The 13,999-nt window shown below is 74.9% G+C and carries 12 protein-coding genes; 4 read left to right on the top strand and 8 right to left on the bottom strand.

The features are described from left to right. Positions 1–82 precede the first annotated feature (82 nt). Positions 83–2,032 carry an FUSC family protein gene (locus ABT015_RS28390; protein WP_350883974.1) on the top strand — a complete coding sequence of 650 codons (1,950 nt, stop codon included), beginning with the start codon at positions 83–85 and terminating at the stop codon, positions 2,030–2,032. Positions 2,033–2,056: 24 nt separating this feature from the next. On the opposite strand, the gene ABT015_RS28385 is transcribed toward ABT015_RS28390, so the two are convergent. Continuing rightward, the gene (locus ABT015_RS28385; protein WP_350883972.1) at positions 2,057–3,460 is read right to left on the bottom strand and encodes an amidase; all 1,404 of its coding nucleotides are present in this window, start codon (positions 3,458–3,460) and stop codon (positions 2,057–2,059) included. Positions 3,461–3,702: 242 nt separating this feature from the next. Between ABT015_RS28385 and ABT015_RS28380 the strand changes: the two genes are divergently transcribed. Next, complete coding sequence (locus ABT015_RS28380; RefSeq protein WP_350883970.1) at positions 3,703–5,034, top strand: cytochrome P450; 1,332 nt, start codon at positions 3,703–3,705, stop codon at positions 5,032–5,034. Positions 5,035–5,085: 51 nt separating this feature from the next. On the opposite strand, the gene ABT015_RS28375 is transcribed toward ABT015_RS28380, so the two are convergent. From ABT015_RS28375 to ABT015_RS28365, 3 genes are all read right to left on the bottom strand, one after another. Then, positions 5,086–5,541 carry a hypothetical protein gene (locus ABT015_RS28375; RefSeq protein WP_350883968.1) on the bottom strand — a complete coding sequence of 152 codons (456 nt, stop codon included), beginning with the start codon at positions 5,539–5,541 and terminating at the stop codon, positions 5,086–5,088. A 113-nt stretch (positions 5,542–5,654) separates the two neighbouring features. Beyond that, positions 5,655–6,236 carry a DUF421 domain-containing protein gene (locus tag ABT015_RS28370; RefSeq protein WP_350883966.1) on the bottom strand — a complete coding sequence of 194 codons (582 nt, stop codon included), beginning with the start codon at positions 6,234–6,236 and terminating at the stop codon, positions 5,655–5,657. A 119-nt stretch (positions 6,237–6,355) separates the two neighbouring features. Next, a complete protein-coding gene (locus ABT015_RS28365) occupies positions 6,356–7,156 on the bottom strand; it encodes a LysR family substrate-binding domain-containing protein (RefSeq protein ID WP_402452010.1) in 801 nt (266 codons plus the stop codon). A gap of 67 nt (positions 7,157–7,223) precedes the next feature. On the opposite strand from ABT015_RS28365, the gene ABT015_RS28360 reads away from it, so the two are divergent. Beyond that, positions 7,224–7,652, top strand: a complete 429-nt coding sequence (locus ABT015_RS28360) for a DUF5997 family protein (protein WP_350883962.1) — start codon at positions 7,224–7,226, stop codon at positions 7,650–7,652. A gap of 327 nt (positions 7,653–7,979) precedes the next feature. Further along, positions 7,980–9,680, top strand: a complete 1,701-nt coding sequence (locus ABT015_RS28355; protein ID WP_350883960.1) for a DUF885 domain-containing protein — start codon at positions 7,980–7,982, stop codon at positions 9,678–9,680. A 95-nt stretch (positions 9,681–9,775) separates the two neighbouring features. Here ABT015_RS28355 and ABT015_RS28350 read toward each other — a convergent pair whose 3' ends face one another. The 4 genes from ABT015_RS28350 to ABT015_RS28335 form a co-directional block, all read right to left on the bottom strand. Continuing rightward, positions 9,776–10,246 (bottom strand): SAM-dependent methyltransferase, encoded by a 471-nt coding sequence (locus ABT015_RS28350; protein WP_350884046.1) that lies wholly within the window; start codon positions 10,244–10,246, stop codon positions 9,776–9,778. A gap of 110 nt (positions 10,247–10,356) precedes the next feature. Next, positions 10,357–11,190 (bottom strand): NAD(+) synthase, encoded by an 834-nt coding sequence (nadE, locus tag ABT015_RS28345; RefSeq protein ID WP_350883958.1) that lies wholly within the window; start codon positions 11,188–11,190, stop codon positions 10,357–10,359. Positions 11,191–11,300: 110 nt separating this feature from the next. Continuing rightward, positions 11,301–13,214 (bottom strand): ATP-dependent zinc metalloprotease FtsH, encoded by a 1,914-nt coding sequence (gene ftsH / locus ABT015_RS28340; protein WP_350883956.1) that lies wholly within the window; start codon positions 13,212–13,214, stop codon positions 11,301–11,303. A 116-nt stretch (positions 13,215–13,330) separates the two neighbouring features. Then, complete coding sequence (locus ABT015_RS28335; RefSeq protein ID WP_502897410.1) at positions 13,331–13,990, bottom strand: mycothiol-dependent nitroreductase Rv2466c family protein; 660 nt, start codon at positions 13,988–13,990, stop codon at positions 13,331–13,333. Positions 13,991–13,999: the final 9 nt, after the last annotated feature.

Here is a 13,999-nt window from a genome sequence, read left to right as displayed (position 1 = left end):
TTCGGGAATTGACATACCCGGACGTGAACCGAAACGAGTTCCCCAGCGTTGCGCCCCGTCCTTCGCGCCGTACGTTGGGCCTATGGCACACCGCCCCGCCGCCACCCGGCTCACCCCGCCCGGCTGGCTGACCGCGAGCCTGCGCCCCAAGGCCGCGCCGGTCCCCTGGGCCGCCGCCGCCCGGGCCTCGGTGGCGCTGGCCGCGCCGCTCGCGGTCGGCACGGCCACCGACCGGCCCGGGTACGGCGCGCTGGTGTCGATGGGTGCGCTGTCCGGGGTCATCGGGGACACCGCGGACGCCTACCGGATGCGGGTGTTCAACATCGCCGTGCCGCAGCTCTTCGGCGCCCTCGGGATCCTGCTCGGCACCCTGGTGTACGGTGCGGGCTGGACGGCCGTCGCCGTGCTGACCGCCGTCGCCCTGGTCTCCGGCATGATCTCCTCGATCGGCGCGGTCGCCTCGGTGTCCGGACTGCTCCTCCTGCTCAACGCGGTGGTCGGCGCCGGGCTGCCGCTGCCCTCCCCCTGGTGGCTGCCGCCCGGACTGCTGCTGCTCGGCGGCCTGTTGGTGCTCGGCCTCACCCTGCTCGCCTGGCCGCTGCGCGGCGGCGCGCCGGAGCGCTCCGCCGTGGCCGGCACCTACCGGTCGGTCGCCGACTTCCTGGAGGCCGCCGGCACCCCCGGAGCCGACGACGCGCGGCAGGCGCTCACCCAGTCGCTGAACCAGTCCTACGACCTGCTGCTCGCCCGGCGGGCCCGCCGGCACGGTCGCTCCCCCACCCTGGTCCGGCTGCTCGCCCAGCTCAACGCCGCCGTCCCGGTGGTGGAGGCCGCCTCGGCGGCGCAGCTGCGCCCGCGCGAGTACGGTCCGCTGCCGCCCGCCTACCCGGCGGCGGTGCGCGAGCTGGCCGCGGCCGTCGAGCGGGGCCGCGTCGGGTCGGCCCCGCCGCCCGGACTGCCCGATCCGGCCGGACCGTCCACCCGCGCCCTGGTCGCCGCGATCGGCCACGCCCGGGCCGTCGCGCACGAGCCCGCACCCGACCCGTACGCCGGCGACGACCCGCTCGGCCGGCCCGCCGCACTGCAGATCCGCGCCCGCCGGGCCGCCCACGCGCTGCTGCTGTCCCGGGCGTCCTGGCGGTACGGGCTGCGGCTGGCGCTGTGCATCGGCCTCGCCCAGATCCTGGTGTCGGTGATCGCGGTGCCCCGCTCGTACTGGGTGTCGCTGACCGTCACCTTCGTGCTGAAACCCGACTTCGGCTCGGTGTTCTCCCGGGCGGTGCTGCGCGCGCTCGGCACCGCCGCCGGGCTGCTGGTCGCCATCCCGGTGCTGGCCGAGGTGCCGCACGGCTGGTGGGACGTGCCGGTGATGGCGGCGCTGGCGACCCTGATCCCGGTGCTGTCGGCGAAGGGGTACGCGTTCCAGACCGCGGCGATCACCCCGGTGATCCTGCTGCTCTCCGACCTGCTCAACCACCGGGGCTTCCACCTGGTGCTGCCCCGGCTGTACGACTCGCTGATCGGCTGCGGCATCGCGCTGCTGACCGGCTACCTGCTGTGGCCGGACTCCTGGCACACCCGGATCGGGGAGCGGCTGGCCGACGCCGTCGCGGACACCGCCGCGTACGTCTCGCTGGCCTTCACCACCGCGCCCGGGGCCGACCAGCCGGCCCGCGCCCGGTACCGGCGGCGGCTCTACCGGGACCTGTCCGCCGTGCGCAGCGAGTTCCAGCGGGCGCTCACCGAACCGCCGCCGGTCGGGGCCCGGGCCGAGGCCTGGTGGCCGCTGGTGATCGCGGTCGAGCGGATCGTGGACACCACGACCGCCACCCGGGTCCGGGTCGAGCACGGCGCTCCGGCGCCGTCCCCGGCCGAGGTCGGCGCCGTCGTCCGGGAGCTGGGCGACCTGGCCGGGGCGCTGCGCAGCGGCGGGCCGCTGCCCGAGGCCGGGCCGGACGCCCTCCCGCCCGACTGCGCGCTGGGCCGGCTGCACCGCGAGGTGCAGGCGGCCCGGGCGGTGGTGCCCGCCTGAGGGCCGGGCCGGCCGGGGGCCGGGTCAGTCCTGGATCCGCCGCCAGGGCCGGTCCGCCTCCAGTTCGAAGGCCAGCTCCAGCAGCAGCCGCTCCTGCCCGTGCGCGGCCGACAGGTGCACGCCGATCGGCAGGCCGCTCGGTGCGGCGCCGGTGGGCAGGGCGATGCCGGGGCCGCCGGTCACGTTGTTGACCGGGGTGAAGGCCACGTAGCGCTGGAGGCGCTCGATCAGCTCGTCGAAGGCCACGTTCGGGCTGAGGTGGCCGATCGGCGGGGCGGCGTGCGCGAGGACCGGCGAGAGGATCGCGTCGTGGGTGCGGAAGAGGCCCGCGTACGCGGCTTCGGCGGCGCGCAGTCGACGCAGCACGGCCGGGGTGTGCAGGAACTCCCGCTGGTAGAGCCGGCGCAGCCCGGTGGTCAGGCCGTCGAGCCGGTTGATCCGGAAGCTGCGGTCCAGCACCAGCCGGCCGCTGACCGCGATGGCGAAGGCGATGTAGCCCCAGTAGAGGACGAAGTCGCGGGAGAACTCCTCGCCGAACGGCAGGGTGGTCTCCTCGACGTGGTGGCCCAGTGCCGCCAGCCGGGCGGCGGTCTGCTCGACGGCGGCGCGGGTGGGTCCGTCGGTGGTGGCGAGCGGCGAGTCCACGACCAGTCCGATCCGCAGCCGGCGCCGCCCCGGGCCTTCGACCAGGCCGAGCGGGGGCAGCGCGGGGTTGCGGTGGTGGCGCTCGGCGGCGGCGTAGAAGGCGGCGGTGTCGCGGACGGAGCGGGTGAGCACGCCGTCGGTGACGAGGTCGATCGGCAGCTTGCCGCTCTGGGCGTTGGTGACCAGGCGGCCCCGGGTGGGCTTGAGTCCGACCAGTCCGCAGCAGGCGGCCGGGATGCGGATCGATCCGCCGCCGTCGTTGGCGTGCGCGATCGGCACCACTCCGGCGGCGACCAGCGCGGCCGAGCCGCCGGAGGAGGCGCCGGCCGAGTGCGAGGGCTTCCACGGGTTGCGCACCGGCTGGGCGGTGGCGAACTCGGTGGAGGCGTTGAGGCCGAACTCGGGCAGCCGGGTCTTGCCGAGGACGGCCAGGCCGGTGGCGAGGAACTGGTCGGTGAAGCGGGAGTTGCGCCGGGCCGGGCGGGCCTGGAAGGCCTCGCTGCCCATGCCGGTCGGCAGGCCGCGCAGGTCGACGTTGTCCTTGAGGAAGGTGGGGACGCCGTACAGCGGGCCGTCGGTGCCGTCCGGGCCGAGCCGGGGCCGGTCGTAGGACGGGTGGGCGACGGGGGTGAGCGTCCGGTCGATCCGGGCGGCGCGGGCGGCGGCGGCCGCGGCCAGTTCGACGGGGGCCACCTCGCCGGCGCGGACGAGGGCGGCCAGGGCCACGGCGTCGTGCGCGCCGAGGGCGTCGTCGGTGAACCCGTGGGCCCGCTCGTCGGTCATCCGAACTCCCCAATCCCTACTGACCGGTAGTCGCGCAAGAGTTCGCAGTGTAGGCGTGGGGCCGCGCCGGGGGATACCCCACCCCCGGCTCCCGTCGCCGAACCCCGACGGCGCACGGGCGTTCGGCATGCGCCCCCGCGTTCCCCCCACCCGCCGGTCGGAGATCGTTTCGCCGGCGGCCCCGAGGAAAGGCCGGATCACGAACCGATCCGGTCCTCCCACCCAACTCCAAGGTGACGCCCGTGCCCACCCAGTACACCTCGGCCACCGCCCCCGGCGCCCTCCCGCTGCTCGGCCACGCCCCCGCCTTCGTCCGCCGGCCACTGGAGTTCGTCGCCGGCCTGCCCGCCCACGGCGACCTCGTCCGGCTACGGCTCGGCCCGCTCGACGCGTACGTCGCCTGCCACCCCGAACTGGTCCGCCAACTGCTCGCCGAGGACCGCACCTACGACAAGGGCGGGCTCGTCCTCGACAAGGCCCGCGAGGTCTTCGGCGACGGCCTGGCCACCTGCCCGGCCGCCGCGCACCGGCGCCAACGCCGCATGCTGCAACCCGCGTTCCACCGCGACCGGTTGCCCGGCTACGCCGCGATGATGGCCGAGGAGATCGCCGGCACCACCGCCTCCTGGAGCGACGGCGACGTGGTCGACGTCCCCGCCGCGATGTACCGCCTCACCACCGCGGTGACCGCCCGCTGCCTGTTCGCCGCCCACGAGCGGGCCGGCGCGCTGCCCGTCCACGACAGCATGGACGTCATCACCCGCGGCGTCGGCCGGCGCGTCATGATGCCGCTGCCCGGCGCCGACCGCATCCCCACCCCGGGCAACCGCCGCTTCCGCCGCGCCCAGCAGGACCTGAAGGAGGTCACCCGGCGGCTGATCGCCGACTACCGGGCCGCCGGCACCGACCACAACGACCTGCTGTCCATGCTGCTCAGCGCCCGCGACGAGGACGGGCGGGGGCTCACCGACGCCGAGATCCACGACCAGGTGGTCACCTTCCTGCTCGCCGGCATGGAGACCACCGCCGCCACCCTCTCCTGGGCCTGGACCCTGCTCGCCGCCCACCCGGCCGTCCGCGACCGCCTGCACGCCGAGCTGGACACCGTGCTCGACGGCCGCCCCGCCCGCCACGAGGACCTGCCCGCCCTACCGCTCACCGCCAGGGTGGTCACCGAGACGCTGCGGCTCTACCCGCCGGTGTGGATCCTCAGCCGCGTCGTCGCCGCCGACGCCGAACTCGGCGGCCACCGCGTCCCGGCCGGCGCGACCATCCTGTTCAGCCCGTACCTGCTGCACCGCCGCGCCGACGTCTTCGTCTGCCCCGCCCGCTTCGACCCCGACCGCTGGCTCACCAACACCCGCCCCTCCCCCGGCACCTACGCCCCCTTCGGCCTCGGTCCCCGCCGCTGCATCGGCGACGTGTTCGGCACCACCGAGGCCGCCCTCGCCATCGCCACCATCGCGGCCCGCTGGACCGTCACCCCCACCCCCGGCCGCCCGGTCCGCCCGACCCGCAGCTCCTCGCTGTCCCCCCGTCCCTTCACGGCCACCCTCGCCCGCCGGCGGTGGTGACCGGGGCTCCCGCCCCGCGCGGCGCGGACGGGAGCCATGCCTGACGGAACGTCATGTGCGCGGCGGGCGGGGGATGCCCTGCCAGCGGTAGAGCATGGACTCCCACGTGTAGGTGTAGGCGAAGGTGACGTCGAAGCTGGTGGTCCGCTCCAGGTGCGGCTGGCCGGAGGTCTCCGGGTCGAGCCAGGTGGTCGCGCCGTAGACGGACGCCCGCGGGTACACGCAGATCGTCCAGCGGAACCAGCCCGAGGAGAGCTGGACGTCCTGGGACGGCACGTTGCCGCCCGGCGTGCTGAAGCTCCAGGCGTACGTGCCGGCGTCCAGGAACAGCCGCCGCTCGACGCACTGCTGCGCCGGCGTCACCGGGGCCGGCAGCGGCACCAACTGCCCGTAGCCCTGGAGGAATTCGCGTTCGGTCGCGGCGGATGCCGTACCGGCCGTCGGCCCTGCCACCAGGGCGAGCAGGACGGCCGTCAGGGCCGGGATCCAGGAGAGTCTGCGCAGCATGCGTTCCTCCGGCCGGACAAGGGCCCGGCGAGTGTGGACGGAAGTGGTCTACGCCGATCCTGCCGGGCCGGGTGCGGCCGTTCCCATCCCAGACCTCTGGGGTGGCCGCCGGGTCAGTCCTCGCCGCGCCGGTCCGCCGCCAGGGTGGTGAGCAGCCGCTCGATGGCCTCCAGCCGTCGGTGCAGGTCCTCGACGTCGCCGCGGGTGGCGCTCTGCTCGGCGGGCTTGAGGGTGATCACCAACTGGCCGTCGGGCTCCAGCCGCCCGACCGCGACGTCGCGGATGGAGTCGCCGTTCTGGACGCGAACGGCGTGCTCGATCTCGGACGCGCGCAGCGCCAGCCCGCGCAGCGCGCCCGGGACGAGCTTGCCGTCGCGCACCACGGTGGTCGGGGTGCCCTCCAACAGCCGGGCGGCACGCGGGTCGTGGGCCAGCCAGCGGGTGACGGCGGCGTTCACCGCGATCAGGGTGACCGCGCCGATGGCCCCGCCGAGCAGGCTGTTGTCATTGCCGATGATCGCGTTCTGCACCACGTTGGACAGCAGGAAGATGACCACCATGTCGAAGGTGTTCAGGCCCGCCAGCCCGCGCTTTCCCGCGATCCGGAACAGGATCAGGATCAGCGCGTAGACCGCGATCGTGCGGAGGATCTTCTCCACGATCGGAATCTGGACGATCACCAGGTCGTGCCACATGGCCCCGCTCCTTCAACCCCTCGGCCGGACGGGGCGGGCACCGCCCGGGCCCGACGGTACGCGCCCCGCCGGGCCCCGGCCAGCACCCGGACGAACCCGGGACTCCAGCGGGACAGGACCTACGAGCGGCGCTTCGGCTTGCCGCGCTTGGCGGCGGCCGCGCCCCGGCCGCCCGCCGCGGGCTTCGGCCGGCCCTTCTGCTGGCCGCCCTTGTGCTGACCCGCCTTCTGCTGGCCGGACTTCTGCTGGCCGCCCTTCTGCGGCTGCGACTTGCGCGGCGCCGCGGCCTTCTGCGGCTCCGCCGCCGGCTGGGCGCCGCGCCCGCGCGAGCTGTTGACCGTACGGCCCCGGACGATGCCGATGAACTCCTCGACCAGGTCCGTCGTGCGGTCCTCCGGCCAGGCGAGCGCCACCTGGGACTGCGGCGCCTCGGCGACCGGCCGGAAGGTGAGGTCCTTGCGGTGGTGCAGCCGGGCCAGCGACTGCGGCACCAGCAGCACGCCGACGTTGGCCGCGACCAGCTCGACGGCGTCGGCGGTGCTCGCCGGGCGCTCGATCGCCGGGCGGCCGGGCAGCCCGCCCGGCCAGCCGAGGGTGTCGTCGAGCGGGTGGAACACCACCTCCTCGGCGAGGTCGCCGAGCGCGACCTCCTCGGCGGCCGCGAGCCAGTGGTCCTTGGGGAAGACCACGACGGTGGTCTCGGCGTAGAGCGGGATCGCGCTGAGCACGTCCCGGTCGACGGGCAGCCGGACGAGTCCGGCGTCCGCGGTGCCCTCGCGCAGGGTCGCCTCGCCGTCCCCGGCCGGGACGGCGAGGAGGTCGAGCGGCACGTCCGGGAGCCGCTCGGACCACACCCGGACCCATTTGCCGGGGGTCACGCCCGGGACGTACACGAGCCGGAAGGACGGGTTCACCTGCATGTCTGTCACAGGGCAAGGCTACCGACCGTGACCGGGAGCGCCCGCGCACTCCCTTACCCTTGTCACCATGACATCGCTCAAGCAGAAGACCAGCCAGACCATGAAGCCGGCCACCGCCGCCAAGAAGCTGGGGATCTACCTCGACGCGGCGCCGACCGGCTTCCAGGAGGGTGTGGTCTCCCGCGAGGAGCTCAACGCGCTTCAGGCCGACCCGCCGCAGTGGCTCCAGGAGCTGCGCCAGAACGGCCCGCACCCTCGCCCGGTGGTCGCCGCCAAGCTCGGCGTCTCCATCGCCGGCCTGGCCCGCGGCGGCGTGACCGAGGCGCTCACCACCGAGCAGATCGAGGCCGTCAAGGCCGAGAACCCGCTCTGGCTGCAGCACGAGCGCGCCAACCAGGTGGACGTCCGCAAGGAGGCCGTCCGGATCAAGGAGAAGCAGGAGAAGGACGCCGCGGCGCTTGCCGCCAAGGCTGCCAAGGCCGCCAAGGCCGGCTGACCCGCGCGCTCCGGCCGCCGGCCGGGCCCGACGGTCAGATCCCTGCGCAGGGCTGGTGCCGACGTCCGTTCCACGGGCGTCGGCACAGTCGTCGGCGGACATGCGGACAGGGAGCTCGCGGATGGCACAGGCAGCAGGGGCAGCACGGTCAGCGGGGTCACTGGACGGTCGGATCGCCCTGGTCGCGGCGGCGCCACCGGGCGCCGGGGAGAACCCCTTTCCCCGCGCCGCGTATTGACCGCGCCGCCGCCGACTCCGAATAATCGGCGCCACCGGGGCGCCCAGGCAACCCTCGTCACTCTGACCACACCGGACCGGGGAGCGCGCATGACCGACCAACCGCACCACGACGAACCCGCCGCGCTCACCGCCCCCACCGCACTCGCCGCCCTGGCCGAGGAGTACTTCGCCGCCGAGAACGCCCACGCCCCGTTCGACGCGACCCTGAGCGGGGTCGAGGGCTACGCCCACGAGGTGCCCGACCCGTCCCGCGCGGCCGCGCTGCGCCACCGGGACGCGCTGGCGGGCTTCGGGGCGCGACTGGCCGCGATCCCGGTGGACGCGCTGGCCGGCGAGGACCTGGTCACCCACCGCGTGCTCGGGCGGCTGATCGACAACGGCACCGGCCGGATCACCCACGGGCTGGGTGACTTCAGCATCTCGGCGACCATCACCGCGCCCCAGAACGAGGCCTTCACCTCGCTCGCCATGACCTCCGTCGACCAGGAGGGCGCCGACGCGTACCTGGAGCGGCTGGCCGGCCTGCCGGGCTACTTCGACGCCGCCCTGCAGCTCCACCTGGACGCCGCCGCCGAGGGCCGCACGCCCCTGCGCAGCGGCGTCGACGCCGCCCTCGACCAGCTCGACGCCTACCTGGTCGCCGGCCCGGACGACGACCAGGTGCTGCGCGCGCTGCACGGCCGCCCGGAGTTCGACCGGGGCCGGGTGATCGTCCTCGACGGCGTGCGCCCGGCCGTGGCCCGCTACCGGGCCGGCCTGGCCCAGCGGCTGGCCGCGGACGCCCGGCCGGACGACCGGGCCGGGGTCTGCCACGTGCCCGGCGGCGCCGAGGGCTACGCCGACGCCGTCACGCGCTACACCCGGCCCGGGCTCACCCCGGAGGAGGTCCACCGGATCGGCCTGGACACCCTGGCGCAGCTGCGCGAGGAGTTCGCCGAGCTGGGCGGCAAGGTACTCGGCATCACCGGCCCCGACGCCGTGCTGGCCGCGCTGCGGGAGGACCGCGCGCTGCGCTTCGGCAGCGCCGGGGAGATCATCGCCCTGGTCGACGCGGCGCTGGAGCGCGCCCGCCGCGCCTCGGCCGACTACTTCCGGGCCTACCCGATCGCCGACTGCGTGACCCGGGAGATCGACCCGATCGAGGCGGAGACCGGGCCGCTGGCCTACTACCAGCCGCCGGGCCCGGGCGGCCTGCCCGGCACCCACTGGATCAACACGCTGCGCCCGCAGACCAGGTTCAGGTACGAGTACGAGGCGATCGCCTTCCACGAGAGCGTGCCCGGCCACCACCTGCAGATCGCCGTCGCCCAGACGCTGCACCACCTGCCGGAGTTCCGGCGCCGGCCGAGCGGCCAGCTGACCGCCCACGTCGAGGGCTGGGGCCTGTACACCGAGCGGCTCGCGGACGAGATGGGGCTGTACAGCTCGGACCTCTCCCGTTTCGGCATGCTCTCGCTCGACGCGCTGCGGGCCGTGCGCCTGGTCGTGGACACCGGGCTGCACCACTACGGCTGGTCCCGGGAGCGGGCGATCGCCTTCATGCGGGACAACACGGCCACCACCGAGGCCAACGTCCGCAACGAGATCGACCGCTACCTCGCCTGGCCGGGCCAGGCGACCGCGTACCTGATCGGCCGCCGGGAGATCGTCCGGCACCGCGAGCGCGCGCAGGCCGCGCTGGGCGGCCGGTTCGACATCCGGGAGTTCCACCACCAGCTGATCGGGCACGGCAGCCTGCCGCTGGGAGTGCTGGACACGCTGGTCACGGACTGGATCGCGACGCAGTAGGGCCCGCCGCCGCGGGGCGTACGGCTGCGGGGCGGGGGCCCCGCCCCGCAGCGGCGCGCGGCCAGAAGCCGACTCGGCGTCAGTTCGTCCCGGTGTCAGTTCGTCCCGGCGTCGTAGTAGGCGCGCATCAGCTCCGCCGACCAGGCGGGCTGGCTGACCTCGCCGCGCGGGCCGAACTCGGCCAGGTAGGGCTTGATGTCGAGCACCGGCGTACCGGCCACCGCGTCCAGCCCGGTCACGTGCAGGTCCAGGCCGTCCACCCGGACCAGCCGGCAGCGCGAGACGCCGAGCCGGTTGGGGCGGTTCTTGCCGCGCTGGGCGAAGATGCCGACCAGCGGCCAGTCCGGGTTGCCGCGCGGGCGCCGGGCCCCGGTCTCCACCTTGTCGGCGGGCACCCGGTCGAAGTGGTACACGATCTCCAGGTGCGAGAAGTCCGCCAGCCCGTACAGCGCCTCCTCACCGAACTGCGCGCCGTCCAGCCGGATCACCGCGCCGACGCTCCCCCAGTCGTCGTCCCTGACCTCCTCCCGGCCGCCGACCACCCACGCCACCGGACGCGACGTCACCTCGTCCACGCTATCCTCCCTCGATGTCGAACACCTGTTCCCCGTACCGTAGCCGTGCTCCCGCCCGGGTCGTCGGCGGGGCCGGCGACGGCGCCGTCCCCGCCCGGCCCCTACGCCGGGGTGGCGGGCGGGCGGCGCTTGTGCTCGGTGCGGCGGTAGTGGCCGAGGACGGTGCGGAAGACCTCCTCGCTCACCGGCCGCTCCTCCAGGAAGTCGTCCAGGGCCTCGTAGGGGACGCCGAGGGCGTCCTCGTCAGGGCGGCCGGGGGCGAGGTTCTCCAGGTCGGCGGTGGGCGTCTTGTGGACGAGGTCCACCGGGGCCCCCAAGGCCTCGGCCAGGGAGCGGACCTGACGCTTCGTCAGCCCGTCCAGGGGCATCACGTCGGCGGCGCCGTCGCCGTACTTGGTGAAGAAGCCGACGGCCGCCTCGGCGGCGTGGTCGGTGCCGACGACCAGGCCGCCGGTGGCGCCCGCGACCGCGTACTGGGCCACCATCCGCTGGCGGGCCTTGACGTTGCCGCGGACGAAGTCCTCGTGGGAGCGGTCGGCGAAGGCGAGGCCGGCGGACGTCAGCGCGTCGAGGGCGGCGTCGGTCGCGGGCCTGATGTCGACGGTCAGGGTCCGGTCCGGCCGGATGAAGTCGAGCGCGCGGCGGGCGTCCGCCTCGTCCGCCTGGGTGCCGTAGGGCAGCCGCATGGCGCAGAACTCGGCCGGGTGTCCGGCGGCACGCAGCCGGTCGACGGCGAGCTGGCAGAGCCGCCCGGCGGTGGTGGAGTCGACGCCGCCGCTGATGCCGAGCACCAGCGTGCGGGCGCCGGCCGCCCGGAGCTGGTCGGCGAGGAAGTCGGCCCGGCGCTCGGCCTCCCGCTCGGGGCTGGGGACGGGGGCCACCCGCAGGGTGCGGGCGATCTCCCGCTGGAGGTCGGCGGACAGGGGTTCGGTCATATCGACTCCCGGGTGAAGGTGACACGGTGGGTGCCCGCCCAGGACGCTACCAGCGGGTTCGAAGCGTTCGACGAGGTGGTGGCGGTGCTGCGGCAGGCCGGGGCGGGCGCCTACGCGGGGTGCCGCAGGATGTCGAGGACGACGGCGCCGTCGACGGTCTCCTGGGCGACCAGCAGGGCGGCCAGTTCGTCGAGGTGGTGGCGGTGTTCGCGGAGCAGGTCGACGGCGCGGCGTTCGGCGCGGCGCAGCAGTCGGGCCACCGCCTCGTCGACGGCGCGCTGGGTCTGCTCGGAGTACGGGCGGCGGAACAGGTCCTCGGGACCATCGCCGAGGTAGTTCGGGGAGCCGCTGGAGTAGCCGACCGGGCCGAGTTCCGGGGAGAGGCCGAATTCGCGGACCATCCGGGTGGCGACGCCGGTGGCGTGGGCGAGGTCGTTGGCGGCGCCGGTGGAGCCCTCGCCGAAGACCACCAGCTCGGCCGCCCGCCCGCCGAGCTGGACGGTGATCAGGTCGGTGAGGTAGCCCTCGGTGTACAGGTGGCGTTCCGCTTCGGGGAGTTGTTCGGTCGCGCCGAGGGCGACGCCGGCCGGGAGGATGGTCACCTTGGCGACGGGGTCGGCGTGTTCGCAGAGCGCGGCGGTCAGGGCGTGCCCGGACTCGTGGACGGCGACGGCGTGGCGTTCCTCGGGCAGCAGCGCGTTGGAGGAGTCCCGGCGGCCGAGCAGGACGCGGTCGCGGGCGGCGTCGAGGTCGTCGGCGGTGAGGGTGGCGCGGTCGCCGCGGACGGCGTTGATGGCGGCCTCGTTGACCAGGTTGGCGAGGTCGGCACCGGAGAAGCCTGGTGTGCCGCGGGCGATGCGGTTGAGGTCGGCGTCGGGGGCGAGGGTCTTGCCGCGGACGTGGACGGCGAGGATCGCGGCCCGTTCCGCCTGGTTGGGCAGCGGGACGGTGACCTGGCGGTCGAACCGGCCGGGGCGCAGCAGGGCCGGGTCGAGGGCGTCCGGGCGGTTGGTGGCGGCGATGACGACGATGCCGGTGGTCGGGTCGAAGCCGTCCATCTCGGAGAGCAGCTGGTTGAGGGTCTGCTCGCGCTCGTCGTTGCCGCCGAGCCGGGTGCCGCCCGCGCGGCGGCCGCCGACGGCGTCGATCTCGTCGATGAAGATGATGGACGGCGCGCGTTTGCGGGCCTCGTCGAAGAGGTCGCGGACGCGGGAGGCGCCGACGCCGACGAACATCTCGACGAAGCCGGAGCCGGTCACGGAGAGGAAGGGCACCTCGGCCTCCCCGGCGACGGCCCGGGCGAGCAGGGTCTTTCCGGTGCCGGGCGGGCCGACCATGATCACCCCGCGCGGGCCCTTGGCGCCGGCGGCGGCGTAGCGTTCGGGGCTGCGCAGGAAGTCGACCACCTCGCTGACCTCCTGCTTGACGCCCTCGTACCCGGCGACGTCGGCGAAGCGGGTGGCGGGCCGCTCGGCCTCGATGATCTTGGCGCGGGAGCGGCCGATGGCGCTCAGGCCGCCGCCGAGCGAGCGGGCGGCCATCCGGCCGGACCACAGGAACAGCCCGCCGAAGAGCAGCAGCGGCAGGAACAGCAGCAGCGTCGACCAGATCGAGCTGCCGCCGCCGCGGCTGGCGGTGATGTCGACGTGCTGGCCGGCCAGCTCGCCGCTGAGCTGGGAGGTGTCCAGGGCGGTCGGGATCTGGCTGGTGAAGTGCGTGCCGTCCTTGAGGGTGCCGGTGACCCCGCCGGTGTCGGTGATGTCCACGGTCTGCACCTGGCCGGCGCCGACCCGGTTGAGGAAGTCGGTGTAGCCGTAGGTGGCGCCGGTCGAGCCGGAGCGCGAGAACAGGACGAGCAGCAGCAGGGTCACCAGGACGGCGACGGGCAGCAGCCAGCGGCGCATCGCGGGCGGGGGCGGCTTGGGCGGCGGGCCGCCGGGGGTGCGGGGCCGCCCGGGGCCCCCGCCCGGGGGCGGCGGGGTCGCGGGGTGGCGGGCGGCGCGCAGCCGGACTCGGGTGATCATCCACGCTCACCGCCTCTCCGTCGCCGGGCCTTCCTCTCCATGGTGGGGCGAGAAGGGCCCGGACGGGAGGTCCAGGACGAACCGGCCGGCCCCGGCGCGGGGGCCGGCCGGGGCCGTCAGGAGAAGTCGAGCGAGCCGGTCCGGGTCCGCTTGAGCTCGAAGAAGTTCGGGTAGCCGGCCAGCAGCCGCACCCCGTCGAAGACCCGGACGGCGTCCTCGCCGCGCGGGATGGCGGTCAGCACCGGGCCGAAGAAGGCGACGCCGTCGACGTGGATGGTCGGCGTGCCGACCTCCTCGCCGACCGGGTCCATGCCCTCGTGGTGGCTCTTGCGCAGCGCGACGTCGTACGCCGTGCTGTCGGCCGCGGCGGCGAGTTCCTCCGGCAGCCCGGCCGCGACCAGGGCCTCCCGGATGACGGCGTCGTCGGCGGGCCGGTCCTGGTCGTGCAGGCGGGTGCCGAGTTCGGTGTACAGGTCGCGCAGCACGTGCTCGCCGTGCTGTTCGGCGGCGGCGATGCAGACCCGGACGGGGCCCCAGCCGGTGGTCATCAGGCGCTGGTAGCGCTCGGGCAGGTCGGTGCGGCCCTCGTTGAGGACGGACAGGCTCATCACCCGGAAGGTGAGGTCGAGCTCGCGGTGGCGCTCGACCTCCAGGATCCACCGGGAGGTGATCCAGGCGAACGGGCAGATCGGATCGAAGTAGAAATCGACTTTGGTGGTCACGGTGAAGAGCCTAGGCGCCGAGTGGACCGCCTTCCAGGGCCAATCGATCACCATTGCGGTGGG

Origin of the sequence: Kitasatospora sp. NPDC094016, from assembly GCF_040304045.1 — a bacterium.
Taxonomy (GTDB): Bacteria; Actinomycetota; Actinomycetes; order Streptomycetales; family Streptomycetaceae; genus Kitasatospora.
Note: the sequence above shows the minus strand (reverse complement) of the source record. Positions and strands in the feature narration are given on the sequence as shown.

Excerpts from the sequence above, each read along its gene's own strand:
- ABT015_RS28390 (WP_350883974.1), top strand. The coding sequence starts at position 83 with ATGGCACACCGCCCCGCCGCCACCCGGCTCACCCCGCCCGGCTGGCTG.
- ABT015_RS28385 (WP_350883972.1), bottom strand. The coding sequence starts at position 3,460 with ATGACCGACGAGCGGGCCCACGGGTTCACCGACGACGCCCTCGGCGCG.
- ABT015_RS28375 (WP_350883968.1), bottom strand. The coding sequence starts at position 5,541 with ATGCTGCGCAGACTCTCCTGGATCCCGGCCCTGACGGCCGTCCTGCTC.
- ABT015_RS28370 (WP_350883966.1), bottom strand. The coding sequence starts at position 6,236 with ATGTGGCACGACCTGGTGATCGTCCAGATTCCGATCGTGGAGAAGATC.
- ABT015_RS28365 (WP_402452010.1), bottom strand. The coding sequence starts at position 7,156 with ATGCAGGTGAACCCGTCCTTCCGGCTCGTGTACGTCCCGGGCGTGACC.
- ABT015_RS28360 (WP_350883962.1), top strand. The coding sequence starts at position 7,224 with ATGACATCGCTCAAGCAGAAGACCAGCCAGACCATGAAGCCGGCCACC.
- ABT015_RS28355 (WP_350883960.1), top strand. The coding sequence starts at position 7,980 with ATGACCGACCAACCGCACCACGACGAACCCGCCGCGCTCACCGCCCCC.
- nadE (WP_350883958.1), bottom strand. The coding sequence starts at position 11,190 with ATGACCGAACCCCTGTCCGCCGACCTCCAGCGGGAGATCGCCCGCACC.
- ftsH (WP_350883956.1), bottom strand. The coding sequence starts at position 13,214 with ATGATCACCCGAGTCCGGCTGCGCGCCGCCCGCCACCCCGCGACCCCG.
- ABT015_RS28335 (WP_502897410.1), bottom strand. The coding sequence starts at position 13,990 with ATGGTGATCGATTGGCCCTGGAAGGCGGTCCACTCGGCGCCTAGGCTC.